This window comes from Exiguobacterium sp. s91 (genome assembly GCF_018618915.1).
In the GTDB taxonomy this organism is placed as follows: domain Bacteria; phylum Bacillota; class Bacilli; order Exiguobacteriales; family Exiguobacteriaceae; genus Exiguobacterium_A; species Exiguobacterium_A abrahamii.
Genome location: NZ_JACSMZ010000001.1, coordinates 1,852,039 through 1,876,051 on the forward strand (window position 1 = coordinate 1,852,039; position 24,013 = coordinate 1,876,051).

29 protein-coding genes are annotated in these 24,013 nt (G+C 48.2%); 3 read left to right on the forward strand and 26 right to left on the reverse strand.

Translation table 11 applies throughout. The annotated features are described in order from the left end of the window. Position 1 precedes the first annotated feature (1 nt). The 7 genes from KNQ06_RS09645 to KNQ06_RS09675 all read right to left on the reverse strand — a co-directional run bounded on the left by KNQ06_RS09645 (position 2) and on the right by KNQ06_RS09675 (position 6,419). Positions 2–718, reverse strand: coding sequence for a response regulator transcription factor (locus KNQ06_RS09645; RefSeq protein WP_023467692.1), 717 nt, complete (start codon positions 716–718; stop codon positions 2–4). 171 nt (positions 719–889) lie between these two features. After that, positions 890–2,056, reverse strand: coding sequence for a c-type cytochrome biogenesis protein CcsB (ccsB, locus tag KNQ06_RS09650; protein WP_029341189.1), 1,167 nt, complete (start codon positions 2,054–2,056; stop codon positions 890–892). Next, positions 2,053–3,600 carry a cytochrome c biogenesis protein ResB gene (resB, locus tag KNQ06_RS09655; protein ID WP_149427015.1) on the reverse strand — a complete coding sequence of 516 codons (1,548 nt, stop codon included), beginning with the start codon at positions 3,598–3,600 and terminating at the stop codon, positions 2,053–2,055. Before resB ends, ccsB begins: the two co-directional genes overlap by 4 nt. Before the next feature lie 23 nt (positions 3,601–3,623). After that, positions 3,624–4,214: a thiol-disulfide oxidoreductase ResA gene (gene resA / locus KNQ06_RS09660; protein ID WP_023467689.1), complete on the reverse strand. Its 591-nt coding sequence runs from the start codon at positions 4,212–4,214 to the stop codon at positions 3,624–3,626. Between the two features lie 126 nt (positions 4,215–4,340). Then, a complete protein-coding gene (locus KNQ06_RS09665; RefSeq protein ID WP_023467688.1) occupies positions 4,341–5,102 on the reverse strand; it encodes a pseudouridine synthase in 762 nt (253 codons plus the stop codon). Continuing rightward, complete coding sequence (gene scpB, locus KNQ06_RS09670; RefSeq protein WP_023467687.1) at positions 5,102–5,674, reverse strand: SMC-Scp complex subunit ScpB; 573 nt, start codon at positions 5,672–5,674, stop codon at positions 5,102–5,104. Before scpB ends, KNQ06_RS09665 begins: the two co-directional genes overlap by 1 nt. Next, a complete protein-coding gene (locus KNQ06_RS09675) occupies positions 5,664–6,419 on the reverse strand; it encodes a segregation/condensation protein A (protein ID WP_023467686.1) in 756 nt (251 codons plus the stop codon). Before KNQ06_RS09675 ends, scpB begins: the two co-directional genes overlap by 11 nt. A gap of 92 nt (positions 6,420–6,511) precedes the next feature. On the opposite strand from KNQ06_RS09675, the gene KNQ06_RS09680 reads away from it, so the two are divergent. Further along, positions 6,512–6,976, forward strand: a complete 465-nt coding sequence (locus KNQ06_RS09680; RefSeq protein WP_133208018.1) for a DUF309 domain-containing protein — start codon at positions 6,512–6,514, stop codon at positions 6,974–6,976. A gap of 17 nt (positions 6,977–6,993) precedes the next feature. On the opposite strand, the gene KNQ06_RS09685 is transcribed toward KNQ06_RS09680, so the two are convergent. The 11 genes from KNQ06_RS09685 to KNQ06_RS09735 form a co-directional block, all read right to left on the reverse strand. Next, positions 6,994–7,341: a GNAT family N-acetyltransferase gene (locus tag KNQ06_RS09685; protein WP_023467684.1), complete on the reverse strand. Its 348-nt coding sequence runs from the start codon at positions 7,339–7,341 to the stop codon at positions 6,994–6,996. A 151-nt stretch (positions 7,342–7,492) separates the two neighbouring features. Next, positions 7,493–8,020, reverse strand: a complete 528-nt coding sequence (locus KNQ06_RS09690; protein WP_035398198.1) for a type 1 glutamine amidotransferase domain-containing protein — start codon at positions 8,018–8,020, stop codon at positions 7,493–7,495. 98 nt (positions 8,021–8,118) lie between these two features. Continuing rightward, positions 8,119–8,556, reverse strand: a complete 438-nt coding sequence (locus KNQ06_RS09695; RefSeq protein WP_149427014.1) for a peptidylprolyl isomerase — start codon at positions 8,554–8,556, stop codon at positions 8,119–8,121. 103 nt (positions 8,557–8,659) lie between these two features. Then, positions 8,660–9,664 (reverse strand): S66 family peptidase, encoded by a 1,005-nt coding sequence (locus KNQ06_RS09700; protein WP_149427013.1) that lies wholly within the window; start codon positions 9,662–9,664, stop codon positions 8,660–8,662. An 83-nt stretch (positions 9,665–9,747) separates the two neighbouring features. Next, complete coding sequence (locus KNQ06_RS09705) at positions 9,748–10,392, reverse strand: hypothetical protein (RefSeq protein WP_064300236.1); 645 nt, start codon at positions 10,390–10,392, stop codon at positions 9,748–9,750. Positions 10,393–10,485: 93 nt separating this feature from the next. Beyond that, on the reverse strand, positions 10,486–11,787 hold the full coding sequence (locus tag KNQ06_RS09710) for a pyrimidine-nucleoside phosphorylase (RefSeq protein ID WP_055967087.1): 1,302 nt from the start codon (positions 11,785–11,787) through the stop codon (positions 10,486–10,488). Between the two features lie 47 nt (positions 11,788–11,834). After that, positions 11,835–12,647, reverse strand: coding sequence for a purine-nucleoside phosphorylase (locus KNQ06_RS09715; RefSeq protein ID WP_029341181.1), 813 nt, complete (start codon positions 12,645–12,647; stop codon positions 11,835–11,837). A gap of 18 nt (positions 12,648–12,665) precedes the next feature. After that, entirely contained in the window at positions 12,666–13,838 is a 1,173-nt protein-coding gene (gene deoB / locus KNQ06_RS09720; RefSeq protein ID WP_055967084.1) for a phosphopentomutase, read from the reverse strand. A gap of 118 nt (positions 13,839–13,956) precedes the next feature. Beyond that, a complete protein-coding gene (xerD, locus tag KNQ06_RS09725) occupies positions 13,957–14,841 on the reverse strand; it encodes a site-specific tyrosine recombinase XerD (protein ID WP_214724747.1) in 885 nt (294 codons plus the stop codon). A 125-nt stretch (positions 14,842–14,966) separates the two neighbouring features. Further along, positions 14,967–15,449, reverse strand: coding sequence for a ferric iron uptake transcriptional regulator (gene fur / locus KNQ06_RS09730; protein WP_023467675.1), 483 nt, complete (start codon positions 15,447–15,449; stop codon positions 14,967–14,969). A 101-nt stretch (positions 15,450–15,550) separates the two neighbouring features. Continuing rightward, the gene (locus tag KNQ06_RS09735; protein WP_023467674.1) at positions 15,551–16,081 is read right to left on the reverse strand and encodes an NUDIX domain-containing protein; all 531 of its coding nucleotides are present in this window, start codon (positions 16,079–16,081) and stop codon (positions 15,551–15,553) included. Positions 16,082–16,249: 168 nt separating this feature from the next. Between KNQ06_RS09735 and KNQ06_RS09740 the strand changes: the two genes are divergently transcribed. Together KNQ06_RS09740 and KNQ06_RS09745 are read left to right on the forward strand one after the other, a co-directional pair. Beyond that, positions 16,250–17,104 (forward strand): aldo/keto reductase, encoded by an 855-nt coding sequence (locus tag KNQ06_RS09740; RefSeq protein WP_023467673.1) that lies wholly within the window; start codon positions 16,250–16,252, stop codon positions 17,102–17,104. Positions 17,105–17,171: 67 nt separating this feature from the next. Continuing rightward, complete coding sequence (locus tag KNQ06_RS09745) at positions 17,172–17,831, forward strand: type 1 glutamine amidotransferase domain-containing protein (RefSeq protein WP_023467672.1); 660 nt, start codon at positions 17,172–17,174, stop codon at positions 17,829–17,831. Between the two features lie 65 nt (positions 17,832–17,896). Here KNQ06_RS09745 and KNQ06_RS09750 read toward each other — a convergent pair whose 3' ends face one another. From KNQ06_RS09750 to KNQ06_RS09785, 8 genes are all read right to left on the reverse strand, one after another. Beyond that, entirely contained in the window at positions 17,897–18,514 is a 618-nt protein-coding gene (locus KNQ06_RS09750; RefSeq protein ID WP_215148091.1) for a hypothetical protein, read from the reverse strand. An 81-nt stretch (positions 18,515–18,595) separates the two neighbouring features. Beyond that, positions 18,596–19,132: a PadR family transcriptional regulator gene (locus KNQ06_RS09755; RefSeq protein ID WP_215148093.1), complete on the reverse strand. Its 537-nt coding sequence runs from the start codon at positions 19,130–19,132 to the stop codon at positions 18,596–18,598. Positions 19,133–19,295: 163 nt separating this feature from the next. Then, positions 19,296–19,880 (reverse strand): NUDIX hydrolase, encoded by a 585-nt coding sequence (locus KNQ06_RS09760; protein WP_215084646.1) that lies wholly within the window; start codon positions 19,878–19,880, stop codon positions 19,296–19,298. Continuing rightward, positions 19,877–20,458: a CDP-alcohol phosphatidyltransferase family protein gene (locus KNQ06_RS09765; RefSeq protein WP_023467668.1), complete on the reverse strand. Its 582-nt coding sequence runs from the start codon at positions 20,456–20,458 to the stop codon at positions 19,877–19,879. The genes KNQ06_RS09760 and KNQ06_RS09765 overlap by 4 nt, the downstream gene beginning before the upstream one ends. 1 nt (position 20,459) lies before the next feature. Continuing rightward, a complete protein-coding gene (locus tag KNQ06_RS09770) occupies positions 20,460–21,347 on the reverse strand; it encodes an ABC transporter ATP-binding protein (protein WP_064300242.1) in 888 nt (295 codons plus the stop codon). Next, positions 21,319–22,068: an ABC transporter permease subunit gene (locus KNQ06_RS09775; protein WP_251133506.1), complete on the reverse strand. Its 750-nt coding sequence runs from the start codon at positions 22,066–22,068 to the stop codon at positions 21,319–21,321. The genes KNQ06_RS09770 and KNQ06_RS09775 overlap by 29 nt, the downstream gene beginning before the upstream one ends. After that, complete coding sequence (locus KNQ06_RS09780) at positions 22,065–22,823, reverse strand: ABC transporter permease family protein (RefSeq protein WP_064300243.1); 759 nt, start codon at positions 22,821–22,823, stop codon at positions 22,065–22,067. The genes KNQ06_RS09775 and KNQ06_RS09780 overlap by 4 nt, the downstream gene beginning before the upstream one ends. Then, positions 22,810–24,006, reverse strand: a complete 1,197-nt coding sequence (locus KNQ06_RS09785) for an ABC transporter substrate-binding protein (RefSeq protein WP_214769159.1) — start codon at positions 24,004–24,006, stop codon at positions 22,810–22,812. Before KNQ06_RS09785 ends, KNQ06_RS09780 begins: the two co-directional genes overlap by 14 nt. Positions 24,007–24,013: the final 7 nt, after the last annotated feature.

Genomic DNA, 24,013 nt, shown 5'->3' on the forward strand with positions numbered 1-24,013 from the left:
GTCAGGTCGGACTATTCTCGAACTTGTATCCGACACCCCAGACCGTCGTGATCATTTGAGCGGCGTTTGGAGACAAACGATTCAGCTTTTCACGAAGACGTTTGACGTGTGTATCGACCGTCCGTAGATCTCCGAAAAATTCATAGTTCCAGACTTCCTTGAGTAATTGTTCCCGCGAGAATACCTTGTCCGTTTGTTTTGCTAAGAAATACAGGAGTTCGTATTCTTTTGGTGTTAAATTGACTTCTTGCGATTCGACCGTCACGCGGTGCGCATCATTGTCGATCGTCAAGTGTGGGAAGACGATGACATCTTTTGTTTTCGCATCCGTGTGGAGGAATTTCGTCGCACTTGCCCGGCGAAGGATCGCTTTGACACGCAAGACGACTTCGCGTGGACTGAATGGTTTGACGATATAATCATCTGCCCCCATCTCAAACCCATGGACGCGGTTCGTCTCTTCGCCTTTTGCCGTCAACATGACGATCGGCGTCGCTTTCGTTTTCCGCAGTTCTTCACAGACTTGCATCCCGTCCATCTTCGGCATCATCAAGTCGAGGAGAATGACATCGTATTCTGTCTCAAGCGCCATTTCAAGCGCCGTCTCTCCATTGTCTGCTTCCTCGATCGTGAAATTTTCCCGCTCCAGATACATCTTCAACAGGCGACGAATCCGTTCTTCATCGTCGACGACTAAAATACGTGCTTCTTCTGACATGCTGTCTCCTCCTATGAACTAAACTCTACTCCTCTATCCTACTACTCTTTTAGTATACTATGAAACGAAAAGAATGGCTTGCTCTGGCTGATTTCTCCGAAAAGGCACACTTCGGTCAGACGCACACGAAAAAGCAGCGGACCGTTTCCAGGTCCGCTGCTTGCTTTTTTCTTATGCGTACGAGTGTAATCCTGCTACGACAAGGTTAACGAAGACAAGGTTGAACATGATGACGGCAAATCCGCCGACACATAACCAAGCTGATTTTTTACCAATCCAACCACGCTGGATGCGCATATGGAGATAAAAGACGTAAAAGAGCATCGTAATGAGTGCCCACACCTCTTTTGGATCCCAGCCCCAGTATCGGCTCCATGCCATTTGCGCCCAGATCATCGCGAAGATCAGACCGCCCAGGATGAAGATTGGAAGACCAATCGCAACAGAACGATAGCTGATCTCATCTGCTGTCTCAAGATCAATCTTACGCGCAATCGGCTTCAAGCTCTCAGCAAGACGCTTGCGAAGAATGACGAAGCGAAGCAAGACGTATAAGACGACGCCACCAATGATCGACCATAAGACCGTATTGACTTTGTTCGCGTTCAAGAAGTTCGGTAATTCGATGACGGCACCTGAACCCGATAAGACTTTTCCGCCTTCAGGACCTGTCAAGACTGGCATGGCATAGTCATGCGTCATCGTTGCACCGTTTTTCGCAACGTATTCGATCGTCGACGCAGAACCTGTTGCTTTGAACAACAGCCCAACTAAGATGTAACCGACGACACATGCGAGTGAGAACATGACGACTTCGAGCCACGTCCGTGTTTTCGATTCCTTACTGAAATCCGTCGCGTGAATCAGATACAGTAATCCCGTCGCGAAGCTGACGGCAAGAATCCCTTCGCCGAGCGCTGCCGTCGTGACGTGGATTTTGAGCCAAACACTTTGTAGTGCTGGGATCAACGGTTGGACTTCATCCGGGAACATCGACGCATAGGCGATGACGAGCAATGCAACTGGCATCGCAACCAAACCGAGGACATTGTTTTTGTAGATGGCATAAACGATCAAGAAACCAAGTACCATCATCATGCCGAAGAATGTCGTGTATTCATATAAGTTCGAAACTGGAACGTGCCCAGCTCCAGCCCAGCGCGTGAAGAAATACCCGAGCTGCGCGAGGAAACCGATGATCGCGAGCGTAAAGGCGATTTTACCAGAACGCGTCGGTCCTTTTTTACCACTCGTCGCTACAGCGAAGAATCCTGTACTGACGAGGTAGACGATGAACGATGTAAGGAGCAGGTTACTGCTCAACTGAAGCAAATTCATTTAGCTTCCCCCTCTTCCCGCAACTTTTGTCGATCCTCAAGTTCTGGTAGACCGACTTCCGTCAACGCGAGATTAGCTTCTTTTTGAAGCCCCAATGCATTTTTGTTCGTAAATCCAGCAATCTGGATCCGACCGTTCTTCTCTTTGAGCCAGAGACGACGGTGTGGCCAGTACATTCCGATCAATAGACCTGCCATGAAGATGATACCACCTGCAAACAGGAACGGTAGCGTCAGATCTTTTTTAATCCGGACACCCGAGATGTTCGAGAGTTCTGTACCCGCGAATGCCATTTTGTACTGGTTCTCATCTCCACCGACGTTCAGTTTGATCCCAATCAAACTCCGTTCACCTTTCGGATGTTCCGGTGACTTGATACTAAAGACGAAGGCTGGATTGACCGGACGTCCCGAGTTCGTCGTTGGCTGACCATCTTTGACGACGAAGTCCGGAAGGAAGTCCTTCAGTTCGACTTCATACCCATCTTTTAAAGCATATGTTTCTTTCGGATCACGCAAGTCGACTTTGATCGTATCGACGACTTTGTCCGTCTTCTGGTTGACGATATTAAACGACATCGTCTTGAATTCCGGATCTGCCGCGTACTGTTCCTGGAAGACTTGATAATCATCGAATTCGAATGGGCGGTTGACTGCCGTCTCACCTGACTTGATTTCTTCAAGATCCGGTTTGAAATCGGACGTTTCGCCGACTTTCTTGTACAGCGTCATCTTCGTATCATAGTTCTTCGGTACGTTTCCGCCTGCTGCTTCAAGTGATTTCTTGAACTTCTCATCGACCTTCTCAGGATCATAGAACTCGATGTTGAACGCTTCATTTTTCAAGTAGTACTGATTGTCCGTCGCCTCGATCGGCAACGTCTCCCCTTCGCGGAGCCAAAGCAATTCATCTTCGTGCATCCCTGGTACGACTCGAAGCATCGCACCACCGAAGAATAAGACGAGTCCGATATGATTGATGTATGGACCCCATCGTCCGAAACGTTGCTTTTCAGCTAAGAGTGCCCCGTCTTGTCGACGGACTTTATAGCCTTTTTTCTCAAGCAACGGTGCGATCGCATCGATTTTTTTAACATCGCCAGTCGCTTCCGCGCCAAATCGCTGACCGTTCATGAAACGGTCCGACTGGATGACCGGTTGTTTCTTCAGTGCTCGGTAGAGCGGGAAGAATCGGTCGATCGACACGATGATGATCGAGAGTAATAAAAGCGTGATCAATCCGATATACCACCATGATTCAAACAGATTATGGAATCCTAACGTATAGTAGATGTCACCTGCCGTGCCGTATTCCTTCTGATAAAACTCTTCCGGTGGTGTTGCCTGTGGAATATACATCTCTTGCGGGAAGATCGTTCCGACCCCACTCGCGATGATGATCAAGGCAATCAACCATAACCCGACCTTGACGGACGAGAAGAACGTCCATGCCCGGTCGATCCAAGATGGATTCTTACGTTTCGACCGAAGCTCTGCTTCCTCGTAACGCATGTCCAGTTGTTTGAAATCTTCTTGCTCCTGCATCCTTAAATCCCCCTTCGATGCCGTTACTCGTTCGCCTTCTTCACCATCTCTTCAAGCTTCGCTTGATCAATCTCACCTTCGTATTTCTCGACGACTTCACCTTTTTTATTGATGATGAACGTCACAGGTAAGTTGTAGATCCCGTAAGCCTTCTCGACCGAACTGTTCGTATCCATAAGAATCGGATAGTCCGTTCCGCCAATATCCTTGATGAAGCTTGAGACACGAACTGGTGTTTCACCGACATTGACCGCTACGAAATTGACGCCTTGGTCTTGCATCATCTGATAGTTGTCATTGATCAATGGCATCTCTTTCTTACATGGTTCACAGAATGTTCCCCAGAAATTGAGTAAAAGTCCTTTTCCTTTGTACTCGTCCATCGAGTGCTGTTTCTCACCATATAGATCGACGAGTGCGAAACCAGGGGCATCATCGCCTGCCATGACACGACCGTTTTTATCACGTGTCGCTTGATCGACGAATTGCATGATGACGACTGCTCCGGCGAACAAGACAATCGTCATGATCATCAGACGCCAGAAGGAGCGTTTCTTCTTTTTTTGCTGGGCCGCTGCTAAGCGTTCTTCCGGATTTTGTTTCGTTTTTTTCATATTTTACCGCCTCCACCCATATTGTACTTGAAATCGCTTTACCGTTGACAAAATGTGAAATTCGTTAATCGTTTTGTCACAAAAAAAGAAAACTCAACCCGGAGGATGAGCTTCTCGCTTTACAAATTAACGTTTTTTTGTGTTCTTACGTCTTTTCGTAGGTGGAGCGGCTGGATCCGCTAGCTCACGCAATTGATTGACTTCTTTTTTTGAAAGTTCACGCCACTCGCCAGAAGTAAGACCTGCCAGTGTCAAGAAACCGAACTGTTCACGTTTCAACTTCAAGACTTCCGAACCGAGTGTCTCGACCATTTGACGGACTTGACGGTTATGTCCCTCGTAGATGACCATTTCAAGAATCGCTGTATTTTTCTTCTTATCGATATCGCGCATCTCGACACGTGCTTTACCTGTCTTGAAACCATCCGGTAAGACGACACCTTTTTCAAGACCTTTGACGTGGAAGTATTCTGGTACACCTTTGATTTTGACGATGTAACGCTTCGGTACCTTATATTTCGGGTGAAGCAAGAGGTTCGAGAATTCACCGTCATTCGTCATTAAAAGAAGACCGCTCGTATTGTAGTCGAGTCGACCGACTGGGAAGACACGGTGTCCGGGTGGTACGAGATCGACGACCGTCTTACGTCCTTTGTCGTCTTCAACCGTCGAAACGACACCTGTTGGTTTATAGAGCATGTAGTAGACGTGTTCTTCACGTTCGAGCTTCACACCGTCTACTTCGACTTCCGCACGTGCTCCGACTTTCGTTCCAAGCTCCGTAATGACTTTTCCGTTGACCTTGACACGACCTGCTGTGATCAATTCCTCTGCTTTACGCCGCGAAGCGACACCTGCTTGTGCGATGATTTTTTGTAACCGTTCCATTAATTCACTCTCTCCTCTAATGAAGGATCATTCCGGAAGAAGAGATCTCCATCCGATTCGAACGTTTCTTCGAACTCGAGTGGCGGTAACTCTTCAATACTGTTCAGACCAAAATGGTCCAGGAAATGATCCGTCGTTTTATACAATTTTGCGCGACCGACACCTTTGGCGCGTCCCGCCTCTTCAATCAAACCTTTTGCACTTAACGTATGGATGACACGCTCCGTCTTCACACCACGAACGACTTCGATGTCAGCACGTGTGACGGGTTGCTTGTATGCGATGATGACGAGTGTCTCCATCGCTGCTCGAGACAAGGAATCTTCTGCGAGCGAACCGGCATATGCCTGAATATATGGCGACATCTCTTTTCGTGTCACCATCTTAAAGACACCACCCGACTCCACGATTTGCAACACACGCTGCTCTGCTTCGAATGTCGTTTGAAGAGCCAGCAACTGTTCGCGTGCTGCCGCTTCACTGATCTCTAGCGCTTGACTGAGACCACGCGGATCGATCCCATCGTCTCCGACGACGAATAACAGGCTCTCAATGATTTGTTCATACGCCAATCTGACTCTCCTCCTTCACCATGCTCCGCAATAGGATATCATCGGTCATCTGTTCACAATCAATGACCCGTTGCTTCACGAGCTCAAGAACAGCGAGGAAGCTGACGACTAGTTCTTCGACCGTCGGTTGCTCCGCAAAAAAACCGAAGAATGTCGTACGCTCACGGGTCGCGACGTACCGGGCAACAGACTCCATCTGTTGCTCGAGTGAACGTTCTTCCCGTTTGACCGTCTTCGAACGGCGTACCTTCCAGGCTTCCCGTTGGCGCATTTTTTCGTAAGCACGTAATAAATCACTCAGTGATAACGTACCGTTATACTCTTGTGCATCCGTGTCGAGATAACGCATCAAATCCTCTGGTTGTTTCGAGAACAGCTCAAGGCGTGCCTCTTCCTTTTCTTTCAGGACGAGTGCTGCTTCCTTGTACGCTTTATACTCGATCAACTGTTGAATCAGACCTTCTCGCGTCGGTTCTTCCTCGAAATCGGGAATCTCATCGTATTCCGTCTGTTCGATCGGCAAGAGTTGTTTGCTTTTCAGTTGCAACAGCGTCGCTGCCATGACAAGATATTCACTAGCAACATCTAGTTCAAGATGCTGCATCGCACGGATATAGGACACATATTGATCCGTCACCATGGAAACGGATATATCATAAATATCGATTTCTAATTTACCAACCAAGTGTAACAGCAAGTCCAGCGGGCCTTCAAACGCATCCATCTTTACACTGTATGATTCCATGATTCTCCCTGCCCATCAACGTTTTTTGCGCCTTAGTATACCATACAACTGGTGGGTTCGACTATGTTATATTCCAAGGAAGAGGTGATTCCATGAATCCGATTGAACGATTTGTATTTGAATTCAACATCCGGCACGATTACTTCGAGTGCCATGAAATCTTAGAGGAAGTCTGGCAAGAAGGACAACGCCAGGACGAGGCGCTTGTCGGTCTGATCCAGCTGGCCGTCGCCCGCTATCATCACCGCCGCGGCAATACGACTGGGGCACAGCGGACATATGCGAAAGCATTCGATAAAATCGAACGCCACCGGGCAACACTGATTGCGTCCGGGATCGACGTCTCATATTTGCTCGATCATCGCGACCATTTTACGGATAAAGTCTATCGGCACATCCCGTTACCTGTCTTCCCGGACGTCATCCGAACCGTCGCACTTGAAGCGACAGCACCTGATCTCGACTATGTGACGCATAAACACCGTTTGCGCGATCGTACGGATGTCGTCACGGCACGACAAGAAGCGCTACAAAACCGAAGAGACCGGTCCATCTAAGCCATGGACCGGTCTTTTTATTGATTTTTCCATTTGTCGACGAGGCGTTGCGTCTCTTCGGTCGCACCCGTAATATCCGTTCGAAGAAGTTTGGCTGCTTCATCGAGTAGGAGATACGACATCCGTTCTCCACGGAACGATGGTGATAATGCGATATGTTTCAATTCAGCATGGCCATCCATTAATTGAAACCCGATGACACCGACGAAATCCTCATCTTGTTTGTACAAATACAAGCGTTGGTCTTCTTCCTGTTCATAGGCTTGAACCGTTTCAAGCAAATACTTCGGATCCTTCACTTCGCACGAAAAGGCGATCAGCCCCATCGCGGTCCGTTCATTCAACTTCTTATATTTTACTAGCATGTGATTCTACACCTTCCTAATTTCAACAACTCTCAGGAGTATGAACGACTGAGACTCATTCATTCTACACCTTCTCACACAGAATTACTGCATTTTTTTCATAATCCATGAAAATGCAGGAGTCCGTCTCGTGACGTCCCCTGCATCTGAATCACGCTTGTTCTTCCATCACTTGGATGAAGGCACGCATGTAGTCCGGTAGATCGGGCGGACGACGACTCGAGACGATATGTCCGTCGACGACGACTGCTTCATCATGCCAAATTGCACCCGCATTCGTCATGTCATCCTTGATTCCTGGCGTACTCGTGACGTTGACACCTTTTAAGATGCCGGCAGAGATCAGCACCCAACCAGCGTGGCAGATTTGACCGATCGGTTGTTTGTTCTGGTCAAAATGACGCACCATGTTCAGAACAGAGTCAAAGCGGCGTAATAGATCGGGCGACCAACCACCTGGAACAAGAATCGCATCGTATTCTGCTGGATTGATCTCATCGAACGTCTTATTCGATTTGATTGGGACACCGTACTTCCCGATATATGTTTCATCCGCTTTCTCACCGACGATGTCGACGATTGCGCCTTCTTCACGTAAGCGATGGACTGGATACCATAATTCTAAATCCTCGAAGTCATTGCTGACGACTTGGATGATTCGTTTTCCTTCTAAACGCATGACAAACACTCCTTTTTCGAGTTGAGTTCCCTTACTGATTGTACCCGGTTCTGAAAAAAGAAAAACTCCTCTTCGAACGTTCGAAGAGGAGCAAGAACTTACGCTTCGACGCGGATTTCTTTGATGCCAGCGCCTTGCTTCATTTTTTGTGCATGTTCGAGACCTGAAGTCACTTGTCCGAAGACCGTGTGTACGCCGTCGAGGTGCGGTTGTGGCTCGTGTACGATGAAGAATTGGCTTGATCCTGTGTTACGACCAGCGTGTGCCATCGAGAGTGAACCCGCCTTGTGTTTGTGTGGGTATGATGTTGACGTTTCACAAGGAATCGTTTTTCCTGAACCGCCTGTACCGTTTCCGATTGGGCATCCGCCTTGTGAGACGAAGCCTGGGATGACACGGTGGAAGTTCAATCCATCGTAGAAGTTCGAGTTCGCAAGGTTTTCGAAGTTTTCAGTCGTGATCGGTGCTTCATTGTTGAACAATTCGAATTCGATTTTATTTCCATCTTCTAATAAGATATGACCAGTTTTTTGCATGTTTGACCAACCTTTCGTGCTTTTCAGCAGGAGATTCGTCACGATTCAAGATCGTGATTCCATGGTACAGTGTACCAAATTTCAAGGCGTCGTGCAGACCTTTTTACTCGACGGCTGCCTCTAACACATCGAGTGTCACCGAATCCGTGGCTTCGACACGAATCCGCACCCCATTCGCGAGTGTTGTGACGGGATCAGTATGCCCGAAGTCCGCATCGAGAATGATCGGGAAATCATAGCCCCGCGTCGCGCGCAGAATGATGTCCTTGAGCGGGAAGTCCGGGTCAAAATCGACTTTGCGCGGGAAACGTCCGACGACGAGTGCCGCAATCTTGTCATACGCACCCATGTGTCGCAATTGCGTGAAATACCGGTCAATCGTTTCTGGTGTCTCACTTTCGTCATCCTCAAGCATCAAAACGACACCGTCAAACGATGGCAAGTATGGAGTTCCAGCAAGCAGTAAAAGTGTTCCCGTGTTCCCCGTCAGAATCGGACCTTCTGCGACACCGGTCTTAACGATTGTGTACCCTGCGTTCACTTGATGTTCTCGTCTTCGGTCGTCCGCGACATCCCAGCGTAAAACCTCATCTGTCCACTCCTCAGACGCTTCGATCCGACCGATCGGCTCCGTCTGCATGAACGTACGTTTGAACGATTCTTCTGTATACGGATCAAGACCATCGAATTGACCGAACTGCGTCAGCAGTGCGGGTCCGACGAACGTCGTCAATCCTGTCTGCTGATAGATCCCAGCAAACAGTGCCGTGATATCGCTGTAACCTACGAAGATCTTCGGATTGTTCCGGATCAATTCATAATCGAGTTCGTCGAGTAGCTGGTGTGAATTAAACCCACCGATGGTCGAGATGATTGCCTTGATTGACGGATCTGCGAACGCCATATGTAAATCTTGCAGCCGTTCCCCGATCGTTCCTGCCGTATGACTATGAACAGCCGTTGCGTTCGGCATTAAGACGACCTCGAAGCCCATTTTTTCAAGTGTTGCGATACCGCGGGCGAGACGACGCGGTACGTATGCTGCGACAGCAGACGCCGGCGAGACGATGGCAATCTTATCCCCTTTTTGTAAGCGTGGTGGTTTCATGAGAGTTCCCCCTTTTTCATTACAAGTATTTCCAGTATAACAAATCGAAGAGGAACCGCGTACTCTCATTTTTTCCATCCATCTTACAGCTTCACGAAGAGCGAATCTCCGTTCTCAAGCAATTCTCCTTTTTCCGAAACATAATCGACCTTGACTGTCATATGTTGAAGAATCTTTTGTTCGCGCAACGACTTTGCCCACGCTGTGACCTGCGCTTTATCCTGTTCGTGTCGCTTGCGTGGAACGTCCACTAAGAGCGTCGGAGCGACTTCCTTCCGTAAATAAGCCTTTGAATCAAAACGCGCGTCACCTAGCTGCTGTATTTTATCGTTGTCATAAAGTACGGTCACGCTCAATTGATTGTTCAGTTGTTCGAGAGTCGGCGACGGGATCCGTCGCTCTAACCGATCTTCCCAAAGTGACGCATGATACGAGTCAACGAACCTCCCCGACTCCTCTTGTTGATAGACGAAAAACTCAGTATTCGTTTTTTCGTCTATCGCGCGTGCGGCATATTCAAATGGAAAATTGCCCATGTTGTCGTAAAGACTACCGGTCACCTTCGCTTCCGGAAGATGCTGTTCTAAGTAAGTTTTTGCTTTCCGCTGTACTTCAGTCTCTTTCGTTCCATCCGAGTTCATATCCTGTGTAAAAGCGAAAGTCATCAATAAGGCACTACCTCCGATGACTCCAATTAGACTGGCAATCCCGATTATCCAACGTTTCATATGCTCCCCTCCCATATTTTTACACTTACAATTTTATCATAAAAAAAGAGTAGCGGACGACGTCCACTACTCAAGTATTGCTGATTGGATTGCTTACTGGATAACAGCGTGAACGAGCGGGCGTTCTGCCGGTTTCGTTTCACTGATATGGTACGCGTGATCCATTTTTTCGATTGCTTGATCGAGTGTTTCTTTGTTTGAACGAAGTGTTGCGATGACATCGCCGACTTCGACACGGTCGCCGACTTTCTTGTGCAACGTAACGCTTGCTGCGTGATCGATCTCATCTGCTTTCGTCGCGCGTCCTGCACCGAGGATCATTGCTGCAACACCGACTTCGTCAGCGATGATTTCAGAGACATAACCTGCTTTTGAAGCGACGAATGTTTTTTCGTATTTCGTTTCAAGTGCTTTTGTCATGTCGTCAACGAGAGACGCGTCGCCACCTTGAGCTGCGATGAACTTTTTAAAGACGTCAAGTGCTGCTCCGTTACCGAGACGTGTTTCGAGATCCGCATATGCTTCGTCAAACGTCGGGTAGAAATCACCGAGGACTGCCATGTGTGATGCAATCGTTAAGGCGATGACTTTCAAATCACGGACATCTTTCCCTTGAAGGACTTCAATCGCTTCCTTGACTTCGTTTGCGTTTCCGATTTCAAAGCCGAGCGGCTGATCCATGTCCGTAATGACAGCAACCGTCTTACGGTTGACACTCTTACCGATCGAAACCATCTCTGTCGCAAGTGCTTTTGCATCTTCGAACGATTTCATGAAGGCACCAGAACCCGTCTTGACGTCGAGTACGATGCTGTCTGCTCCTGCTGCAATCTTCTTCGACATGATCGAACTTGCGATCAATGGGATCGAGTTGACCGTCGCCGTGACGTCACGAAGGGCGTAGAGTTTTTTGTCTGCAGGCGTTAGGTTACCCGTTTGACCGATGATTGCCATCTTAATGTCGTTGACTTGTGAGACGAACGCTTCTTCTGAAAGCTCGACGTCAAAACCAGGGAACGCTTCGAGTTTGTCGATGGTTCCACCTGTATGACCGAGTCCACGACCGCTCATCTTCGCAACCGGAATACCGATTGACGCAACGAGTGGTGCGACGATCAGACTGATCTTGTCACCAACACCGCCTGTCGAGTGTTTATCGACTTTTTTCCCGTGGATACGTGAAAGGTCGATCACGTCGCCCGAGTTGACCATCGCCATCGTCAAATCAGCGATTTCACGATCTGACATTCCTTGATAGAAAATCGCCATCGACATCGCTGACATTTGGTAATCTGGAATCTCACCATTCGTGAATCCTTCTACCATTGCTTGAATATCAGCTGTTGCGAGTTCGCCACCGTCTCGTTTTGTTGCAATCAAATCTACCATACGCATAATCTAGTTCCTCCTCAGGAGTGGTTTGTGAGTTTTATAAACAGTCGTTACATTTTTTTGATCGAACCGCGAACGAGTGATAGGAAGTGTGCCCGGACACGTTCTGTCGTTTCGATGACTTCATCATGATGTAACGGTTGGTCGAGAATACCTGCTGCCATGTTCGAGACACATGAGATCCCAAGGACTCGCATATCGGAATGACGGGCAACGATGACTTCAGGGACCGTCGACATACCGACGACGTCGCCACCGAGCATCCGTGCCATCTTGACTTCTGCTGGCGTCTCATACGTTGGACCAGTGTTTCCGAAGTAGACACCTTGACGGACACGAATTCCGAGTTCATCTGCTGTTTCTTGTGCGAGACGAAGTAATTCCGCATCATACGGCTTCGACATATCCGGGAAACGTGGTCCCATCTCATCGACGTTCTTCCCGATCAATGGGTTCGTACCGAAGAAGTTGATGTGATCCGTGATCAACATCAAATCACCTGGTTCGAACGCTTCGTTACAAGCACCCGCTGCGTTCGTGACGATCAATGTCTCGACACCGATCGCTTTCATGACACGGACTGGGAACGTGACCATGTCCATCGAATATCCTTCGTAGAAGTGGAATCGCCCTTGCATCGCAACGACTTGTTTCCCTTCAAGAGTACCGAAGACGAGTTGTCCCGCGTGTCCTTCGACCGTTGATACTGGGAAGTTCGGGATTTCATGATATGGAATCGCGATCGGGTTTTCGATCTCATCCGCGAGGACACCCAGTCCTGAACCGAGAATCAATCCGATCTCCGGTTTTGCCTGCATCTTGCTTTCTAAAAACGAACGTGTTTCATTCCAGTTGACTGTCATCTGAATCGCTCCCTCGAATTATAGTTCTGTTAAAAAGCTTGTTCCATGTGCCGGCATCTTGACGGCGAAGTTTTCTGCGACCGTCGCTCCAAGATCAGCGAACGTTTCACGGATACCGAGCGGTTTTGCAACACCATTTTTATGGTAGGCAAGCAATGGTACGTATTCCCGTGTATGGTCAGTCCCAGCATGAACCGGATCGTTTCCGTGGTCAGCCGTGATGATCAAGAGATCGTCTTCGTTTAAGCGAGCAAACACTTCCGGAAGACGCGCATCGAACTCTTCGAGTGCTTGTCCGTAGCCTTGCGGATCACGACGGTGTCCGAACAACGCATCGAAATCGACAAGGTTTAAGAAGCAAAGTCCGTTGAAATCACGATCGAGTTGTTTCACGAGCTGATCCATCCCGTCCATGTTTGACTTCGTCCGGATTGCATCCGTGACGCCTTCTCCATCGTAGATATCAGCAATCTTACCGAGCGAGATGACATCGAGTCCTGCCGTCTCGAGTTCGTTCATGACCGTCCGGTCGAATGGTTTAAGTGCATAGTCGTGACGGTTCGCTGTCCGGACCCACGCTCCTGCTTCACCAAGGAATGGACGTGCGATGATACGACCGAGCATGTACGGGTCATCCCGTGTGATATCACGTGCGTATTCACAAATCCGGTACAGTTCCTCTAATGGCACGACTTCTTCGTGTGCTGCGATCTGAAGGACAGAGTCTGCCGACGTATAGACGATCAAGGCGCCTGTCTCGACATGTTCTTGTCCGAGTTCGTCGAGAATTTCCGTACCAGAAGCCGGTTTGTTCCCAATGATCTTCCGACCTGAGAACTCTTCTAGGCGATGAATCAAATCATCCGGGAATTTTTCGAAGACACGGAATGGTGTATCGATCCGGAGTCCCATGATCTCCCAATGCCCTGTCATCGTATCTTTCCCTGCAGATACTTCTTGCATTTTTCCATATGCTGCAAGCGGTGCTTCTTCAGCTGAGATACCTTCGATCGGTTCGATATGCGAGAGACCGAGTTTTGCCATGTTCGGCATGTTGAGTCCGTTGCGTTCACGCGCGATGTGACCGAGCGTATGCGAACCAAGATCTCCGAACTGTTCAGCGTCCGGTGCTTCTCCGATTCCTACGGAGTCCATGACGATCAAAAATACACGTTTAAATGATTGTGCCATTTGCTGTTCCTCCTATATACGAGCTGTAGTTGTGCGATTCCCGTTACGATTTTTCCCGGAAAGGGACTAGACAAAACGCATCATTTGTCTGAAGTCAGACCTTTAAAAGATAGAACCATCATGCCCGTGGATGATGTTTCTTATACACGTCGTGGAGTCGTGCTTTGTTAACGTGTGTATACATTTGTGTCGTCGACAAATCAGCGTGTCCTAGCATTTCTTGTACGACGCGTAAATCGGCACCATTTTCAAGTAGATGGGTCGCGAACGAATGGCGCAGGACGTGCGGTGTGATCTCTTTTTCAATACCCGCTTCCTTTGCCCGTCGCTTGATCATCTTCCAAAACCCTTGCCGTGATAAACGATCACCGCGACTGTTTAAGAAGACGTCGTCCGTCTGTTGACCACCGAGACTGTTGCGCGCGAGGTCAAGATATGTCCTGACGCTCTCAATCGATGTCGTACTCATCGGGATGATCCGGGATTTGTTCCCTTTCCCAAGACACGACAGATACCCGAGTTCGAGTTGCAAATCGTTCAACTTCAGTTGGAGCAGTTCGCTGACGCGCATGCCTGTTCCATAGAGAAGCTCAAGCATTGCTGCATCTCGTCGTGTAAGCGGATCGACACCGATGACCGAATCAAGCAAGCGTTCGACGTCCGTTTGACTCCAGACGACGGGCAACTTCTTCTCCGGTTTCGGTAAATCAAGATGACGAGACGGATCGTGTGTCGCAAGTCTCTCTTCGATCAAATATTGATGAAACGAACGGATCGAGCTCGTCGCCCGGCGAACCGTCGATCGTGACTTTCGTGCTTCAAGCAATCGTTCAATATGGTCGACGATATGATGTCGGTGAACCTGTTCGAACGAGGAAACTTCCGCTGTTTCAAGCGTCTGTAAGTATTGATTTAAATCATTTCGATACGCAGCTGCCGTATTCGCGGACATTTGCCGTTCAATCACTAAATAATTGATAAATGCTTCCAGTTGTTCACGCACTGAACTCATCCTCTTCGTTTACGAAATCGCTTACTTTCCCATCATATCAAAGGTGTAAACCGTTGTGAAGAGGTCTGACCTATAAAAATTGAAAAAGAAAAACCATCCGAAATTTCGTCGGACGGTCAGACTGTTTGTGTTTGCGATTGTTCCAACGCTTCCCGAGCATGGCGCTCTTGGCAGACACGGCAGACGCCATGGAATGTCAGGCGGTGATCCTTGATTTTAAAGTGGAATCGGGACACGATTTCTTTCTCTACTTCTTCAAGCATATCGTCTAAAATCTCTTCGACGGATCCGCATTCGATACAGACGAGATGGTGATGCGAATGACTCGCACCTTCTTGTCGTAAATCAAACCGGGATACGCCATCTCCGAAGTTGACCTTATCGACGACTTCAAGCTCCGTCAATAATTCGAGCGTCCGGTAAACCGTCGCAAGTCCGATGTCGGAGTTCTTTTCTTTTACAAGGAGAAAGACATTTTCGGCACTGAGGTGATCCGACTCATGTTCGAGCAGGACACGCACAGTCGCTTCACGTTGGGGAGTCAGCTTATATCCTTTACCGCTTAGCTGTTTTTTGATGCGTTCTACACGACTTTCCATCATAACGCCCCCTTTGTTCGAACTGATGCTATTATCATAGCTGATAATCAGTCTTTTTTCAAATTAAAATGATTATCAACTGAAAATCATTTAAATGAGAATCATTTTAAAGTACGAATTTGCCAATGCTGGATCGCCATGATCGTTTTCGCGTCAACGATCGTTCCGTTTGCAACGAGTTCGAGTGCTTCTTCGAGCTTCAATGTCTTATTCTCAAGGAACTCATCCTCATCGAGTTGACGATCACCGGCAGTCAGACCAATCGCTTCATAGATATGTACACGCTCACTGCAGAAACCAGGCGCACCGTAAAAATCAAAGACATGTCGTAACTCTTTCGCGACGTATCCTGTTTCTTCCTTTAATTCGCGTCCGGCACAATCAAGTGGATCTTCGCCTTTCTCGAGTTTTCCTGCTGGAATCTCGATCGATAGACTCTCGAACGCCTTCCGGTACTGTTCCACGACGATCAAATCACCTTGTTCATCAAAAGCAATGATCGCGACGGCACCATTATGATAGACCAATTCACGTACCGAGGTATTGCCGTTCGGTAACGTGACGACATGTTTCTCGACATCAAAGACTTTTCCTTCATAGATCACTTCACGTTCAATCGTTTTTTCTTCCATCGGATGTGTTCCCCTCTTCTATCTTAGTTTACGTTCTCTGTCATGATTAGTATGCCGTTTCCGACGTATTGCCGCAAGACTTCGAAATCGTCTTTTTCATCAGATATGATACACTAGAATGCAGAAGTTCCAAACTTATAGTTCATCTAAGAAAAGAGGGAATTGAACATGTCATTAGGATTAGGTACGATGACGATCTTAAAGCGCGGCCAGGAGGAAGCAACAGCAATCCTGCGGACGGCACTTGATGCTGGAATCACGCACTTCGATACAGCGGACGTCTATGCGAACGGAGCGGTCGAATCCATCATCGGTCAAACCTTCTCACAAGAGGATCGCAGTCGATTGTTCCTCGCCTCAAAAGGTGGGAATCGGATGAACGCGACCGGAACCGGTTGGACATGGGATCCGAGTTATGACTATCTGAAGCAAGCTTGTCTTGAAAGTTTGAATCGTCTTGAAACACCTTATCTCGACCTGTATTACGTCCACGGCGGCACGATCGATGATGACATCGATGCGTCGATCCGCGCAATGGAAGATTTAAAAGCAGAGGGAAAGATCAAGGAATATGGTCTGTCGTCACTGCGCCCGAATGTCATCGAATATTGGCTCGAGCATAGTAATTTCTCTTACTTGATGACGCCTTATTCGTTGCTAGATCGCCGCATCGAAGAGTTGTTGCCACGCTTAAAAGAGAAAAACATCCAAGTCGTTGCCCGTGGTCCACTGGCAAAAGGACTCTTGACACATGAGAGTGCTTCACGCCTGCAGTCGGTTGATCGGTTCGAACAATTCGATAAGGAAACGCTTGAGGCGAGTCTACAAAAACTTCAAGATTTCCCGCTTCCTGCGCTTGCGTTGCAAGCCATCGATCAACAGGTCGACATCGTCCTTCCTGGTGCGTCGAGCGTGTCACAGCTTCAGGCAAACGTCCAAGCGATGAAAGAGTCGATCTCACAAGCTCAAATCGATCAGGCACTTGCTACACTACCGGTTCATCACTATACGGAACACCGGTGAGGTTTAACTCTTCATATCTCCGGGAAACTCCTTCTTTGTAACGTTCATACAGAGGAGGAGTTTTATTATGGCTCGTATTTTAATCGTATCAACAAGTGCAGATGACATGAATGGTCACAAAACAGGATTATGGTTCGAAGAGTTCGCAGCACCATACAACCTGTTTAAGGATGCAGGACATGACGTGACGGTCACTTCGATCAAAGGTGGCGACGTCCCGATCGATAAAGCATCGATCGTTAAAGAAATCTTGCCGAAATTCCAAGATGCACGCCGTGCGTTGCACGACACGAAAGCACTCTCGGAGGTCGATCCAGCATCATTTGATGCCGTTTACTTCCCAGGTGGTCACGGTGCAGTCGTCGACTTCCCGAATAACCCACAAGTGGCTGGTGCCATTGAAGCTGTCATCAAAAAAGATGGCGTCGTCGCATCGGTCTGTCACGGTCCAGCAGCGTTCGCACACGTCATGATCGATGGCAAACCTTTCGTTTCAGGTCGTCAAATCAACGGCTTCACAGACGAAGAAGAAAAATCGACAGGTCTCGAAGATAAAGTACCATTCTTGCTTGAGACGACACTTCGTGGCGAAGGCGCTACTTTCCTCACATCGGATGCCGGTAAGGAATTCGCCGTCATCGATGGCAACGTCGTCACAGGACAAAACCCAGCGTCAAGTGAAGCAGTCGCAAAACTAGTCCTCGCGAAACTGGCGACACAAGCGTAATAGATAGTATTCACAAAAAATGGAGCGCGCGACATCATGTCGCGTGCTCCATTTTTTGTCGTACGTTATAGACGGTGAATTGAATCCAATCGTTCGAGATTTGCTTCTGTCTCACGTGTTTTTTGTTCGAGTCGCTTTAACTCGTCCTCGAGTTGTTGCTGTTGGGCTTGCAATGCAGATCGTTCTTCCTCCGTATAGGAACGTGCTACTTCTTTTTCTTTGAGGTACCACCATTTTTTGACTTTTTTAGGTGGCGGTCCGAGTTCAATCTGTTGCTCGTGTTGTTTGACCTCATCTATTTGTTCAGCATGCGCCAATTGAAGCTGCTTCAATTCCGCCTCATAAGTAGCTTGTCTAGCTTCAAGAATTGGTGTGAGGTACGCGAGGATATGCGCAGTAAAGTCTCGCTCGACGACCCGTCGTAACACATCTCGCCGAAGCGAAGCTTCCGAATGACCCGAGGCATTCTCCCAAACGATTGAATCTGCCCGTTCTAGAATCTCCTCTTCTTCTGCTTCTCCGAGCCAACGTAGTTTCAGTAACAATGGTTCAAGGAGTGCCTCTTCTAAATACGCCGTAAATTGTGAATACGAGATCGCTTCTCGTATCAGCGGTTCTTCATGTAAGTGAAATAAGGCTTCCGCCTCTTCCTCAATCCAGTCTTCATAGTCATTAAAGTACATCGATTCTCTCCTTACTAAATCCTATTACAAAAATAAAACTGGCTCGAATCCGCCATCTACATGACAGTCGAGCCAATTTGGTTAGACGTTCGCTTCGTTCTTTTTGATTTCCGCGATTGCCCAGTCACACCAATCCAAGTAATTCAACATCATACGCAAGCCGTACTCACTCGTCAAGGTCTCCCCTAGTGTCGCACCGTTCTCAAGGTGGTCGTGACGCCAACTATGCATCATCTCGACGGCAAATTGATGGTGCCGCTTCGACTCTTCCAAATAAGCAACGGCTTCCTCTGGTGGGAGCAGATGCAAGAGCGACACCCGCATCAAGTTCTCATCCTTCATCTTCGGTTTGAATTCATTCGGTGTCCGTAACCATTCAACGAGCTCTGTCCGTCCTTTATCGGTGATGGAATAGACTTTCTTGTCCGGCAAGTCTTCTTGGACGATATGGACACTCGTCACGAGCTCTGCCTCTTCCATTTTCAACAACTCTCGGTATATTTGAGTATGATGTGCGGTCCAGAAGTGGATCATCTGTTTTTTGAAAGTCGTGCTTAAATCGTAACCGGTCGCTTCCCCTTGGGTCAGCAGCCCGAGTAGTGCAAATCGTAATGCCACTGGCTGCACCTTCTTTCCTTCTTTTGTATATATACTTAATTATCTCAAATATATCTTAATTTCGCTACTCTTGCGTCGAACGAATGTACGATTAAAAAAAAGACCTGCGAGCGAAATCACATTCGATCGTAGGTCTTCATGCGTTATTGCTTTTCCATTCGTTCTATTTACGTAATTGCTCGATTCCTTGTCGGACATGTTTCCAGTAAGAAGAAGGATGCGGAACGAATTGACGACGATCGAACCATTCGCCTGTCGTGTCCTGAATGCGCTCGATGGACATGTCCGCGATTCTTTCAAACTGCTCGATTGAAAAAGCAATCAATCGCTTCACTTCTGTTTCCTGGAGGACGTATGCGTCTATCGCTTGATCACTTCGAGCAAGAAAGACATGGCATCGCTCACAGTCCCAGAGCGACGCATCCCGAAACTCCTCTTCCTGGATGCCAAGCGGTATCAATTGATCAAAGGTACATGTCAAACCAATCTCTTCCTCGAGTTCCCGGACACCATCCTCGACTGTCTCATCCGCAAGCAAGTGACCCGCTGCCGTGATATCAAGCATTCCTGGAAAGTCCTTCTTTTGTTCAGACCGTTGCTGGAGCAACACGACGTCCCGCTTTGGATCATAGACGAAACAATGAAACGTTTCATGCCACAAGCCGTTTGCGTGGACTTCTGATCGTGGACGAGGTCCGAGCAGGTTGCCCGCTCGATCCACGGTCATGATCATCTCTTGTTCACTCATCGCAACACCTTCGAAGCTTGATGGAATCGCTCCCCGACCGTATAGAGTTCAGCAATCAAGAAAACAATTGCGATCCAAATGATGGCGCTTGGGAACAGGATCATCGCTGTTAGGAATAAGAACCCTTCCGTCCGCTCGACGAGTCCCGGTTGATATTGAAAAGACTTGTAGCCGTAATTTTCACTGACTGCTCCGATTGCAAGGAACATCGTCATCCCAATGACGAATGATGCGACGAGCAACAGAATAACGACCTGCGTTTCCGGAAACCGAAGCGCAAGACCAATCAATACTGACAGCTCGACGATCCGGTCGAGAACAAGGTCAAGAATCGTGCCGATTGGAGTCGTCTTTTCTTTTCGTGCCATCGTTCCATCGATGACATCAAGCATGCCCGAGATCCACAACAAGACAATCGCCGTTCCCATCATGTCGTTATAGACGAAAAAGCCCGTCGCACCACCGATGATGCCGGAGATGATCGTCACCTGTGTCGCCGATAATCCAATTTTCTTAAATAAGGTCGCCCCTTGATCAAATAGGGGTTGAACGATTTTACGCGCACGCGTATCTAACATGTCACCCCTCCTTTCTAACGATATAGCCTTCTTTCTCATGAATCGTCTCGTCTGAAGAGAGCACGAGTCGTTCTCCGGATGCTCGTTCGACTTCGTAGAATCGAACACCGTATTGAATGAGTTCTTTCGTAATCGTAACACGTTCATCCGTCTCCTTCGTCGGTCTTGAGACCAAGTTGACTGCCGTCAACGGATGCCATGTTTCTTCAATTTGAATGCCTTCGCCAAAAAACGGGCTGGTCTGGCTCAGCGTAATCGGTGTACCATGATCGACGATTCGCCCCTGTTCTAAGACATAGACGATATCCGCCATCGCCATTGCCTCTTCCCGATCGTGTGTGACAAGGAGTGTCGTGACACCTTGTTCCTCGGTCAACTTCCGAATCAATGTCCGTAGTTCCCGTCGTCTCGGTACATCTAGACTCGAGAACGGTTCATCGAGCAACAAGAAGTCCGGTTGACTTGCCAGCGCACGAGCTAAACTCGCCCGCTGCTGTTCGCCCCCTGACAATTCGTGAACAGCACTTTTTCCTCTTCCCTCGAGTCCGACGCGATGTAACCAGGATTCGAGCTCGATCGGTGTTAATTGTTTGGCGCCGAGACGGATGTTCTGTTCGACGTTCAAATGTGGGAACAACAGCGACCGTTGAAACATCATCGTCACACCTCGCTGATTTGGTGAAAGGACAGTCACATCTCGGTCGCCGAACTGAATCACTCCACTCGTCACACGTTCGAGACCTGCAATCAGGCGGAGAAGCGTCGTTTTCCCACTACCACTCGGTCCGACTAAAGCCACACATTGTCCAGATGCGATATTTAAATCGATATCAGACAATACATGCTTCGTTCCAAATCGTTTATTGACTTGTTGTATCGTGACTTCCATTTAAACTCCTCCGTACGATTCGTATCCAACTAGAAAAAATAACGGCTTGTCCAGCATAAAAGAGAATGGGCAACCCGATCAACCACAGCGTCGCTAGACGCGCCGCCCCTTGCGAATTACCAGAATACGCCGGGAATACTTCGAGTGATATCATGCGGACGATCCCACCACCAATCAACGCAACTAGTGCATACTGACTGATCGTGATCACCGTGACGAGTAGCGTCACGGATTGTAACGTCGACCGAAGCATCGGTCCCGTCAAATAGAACCAACGCTTGAACCGGTTCCCCTCAATCAAGACCATCTGTTCAAGCATCCGTTCTCCGAGCGCCTGAAATCCGTTCGTGTAAAAACGAACTGTATACGGCAAGGTCGGCAGAAGCAACACGAGCAGGACACCAAAAAATCGATCTGCCAAACCAAGACGGATCCATGTCAAATAGAGACCGAATGATAGCAATAACACGGGAACGAACAGCGGCAAACTAATCAAGAACTCTGCTATACGAATCCGTTTCCCCGTTTGAAAGGCAATCGCTTTTCCTGCCATGTACCCGAAGAGATGATTTAACAATACGACGGCACAAATCATAGCGACGGTCGTGCCGAGCGTCGCTTCAAGACGAGGATTCCAATTCCACTCTCCTGGAATCAAACCGATTAAAGGAACGATGAACAGGAGGACAACGAATACGGTCACACTTATTTTTTTCATCATTCGCTTCGCCCCCTACTGATCTTCGTTGCCAGTGGGCGTGTCAAACCAGTCATAAGCAATAGCAGGAGGAAGAGTCCTCCCGTCAAGACGACACTCATTGCAAAAGCGAGTGGTTGCTCCGATAAATCGCCTTGTGTATACAAATCGAATGCATAGACGCCAAGTAATTTTGGATAGGTCACGCCGAGCAGTGCTGGAATCTCATATGCGAACAGGATGAAGGCAAGCAAGATAAATGCTGCCTCAAGCATCGGAACGAGCAGGAAAACACCCCGCGCATGCCAGAATCGGCGCACTGGTGATAAACCGAGCATCATACCGAGTTCTTGATAACGCGAATCAAGGCGCCGGACCACCGGTAAGAGATAAAAAAACACGAACGGAATTTCTTTATACAGATACGTCAAGATGACACTAAAATAATTCCCTTCATGCGGTCCGATGACAGGCACATCACTCAAATAGAGAATCGCGAGGTATGCTGCTCCTAGATGAGGGATGAATAAAGGAATCGCAAGTAACGCAGCTAGTCTTGTTCTGCTCAAGAGCCTTGCGAGCACCACACCAATGATCAGCGCGAGCACCGTACTGACGATGGCCACGTAACTGCTGACGGCTAGACTCTCTAAAAAGACCTCATCCGTCAGTAGCTCGCGGTAATCAGCAGATGTCGTCATCGAGATACTGACCCATAACCCGTATAAGACCATGCCTGCCATCAAGAGTGCAGCAGGATACGCGTTACCGCGCCACACGAGACGGCCATTCCTTACGGATCATCTCGAAAATGGATGGGTCGAGTTCCGTCCGGACCTTTCCTTCAAAGACGCTTGGCTTTGGTGTCGACGGTGCAGCCGGTACATCAGCGAATTGCTTTTGTTCTGATGAATCAAGTGTCGATAAATCAAGACTCGTTCCGTCTCCCCAATACGTCGCATCGTATTTTTTCAACTGTGCTTCTGGTGATAACAACGTATTGATCGCTACGAGTGCGCCCTTCGGATTCGGTGCGTTGAACGGTACAGAAAGGAAATGCGTTGACGCGATTGATCCATCCTTCAAGACGATCGGACGTGTTTGTTTCGGAAACGTTCCTGACGTTACTTCTTGTTCAGCCCGTCGTTCGTTGAAGCCCATCGTGAAATCAACGTCTCCCTTCGCGTATAACTGATCGAGTTGGGCAAGTGTCTTTGGATAGGTCTTCCCTTTTTTCCAGAGATACGGTTTGATTTCGTTCAAATAAGCCCATGTCTTCTTGAAGTCTGCTTTCGGATCTTTTAAGGTTTCATTTGATTCGACACCATACATGACGTGGCGGACGAAGGCATTCCCCGTAAAGTCCGTCACTTCCGGATAAGTGAAACGTCCTGGATTTTCCTTGACCCATGACTTCAGTGCTTTCAAGTCGGTCGGTGGCGACTTCACGTCAGCTGCGTCATAGTGCAACGTATATTGAACTTTCCCCCATGCGGCTTCAAGTCCGTCTGTTTTCGTACCACTATCTGAACTCTGTGCGGCAGCATCGACATACTTCATGTTCGGGAGGACTTTTGTGATTTCTCCATACAGTAAATCATCTTTTTTAGCATTTAAAAAATTATCGCCATTGATCCAGACGACATCGATGACACCTTTTTCCTTACCTGCCTGTTTCTCAGCACGCAGTTTTTGAATGATATCCGCCGTCTCGATCGGGACCCGTTCTAACGTGATGTTGTGTTCCTTCTTCAGACGCGGTGCTACGTATTCATCGATGTAGGCATTGATGCCGTCATCGCCGCCCCACATATACATCCGAACCGTTGACTTTTCCGCTTCTTTTTCGATCGTCTGATAAGAAGTCCCTAAGACATTCTTCGGTTCCGGTGTCGCATCCGGTGTTCCACAGCCTGCGAGCAGCGTACCTAGGGCAAGAAAGCTGATTACCTTTGTTTTCATTTGTCGT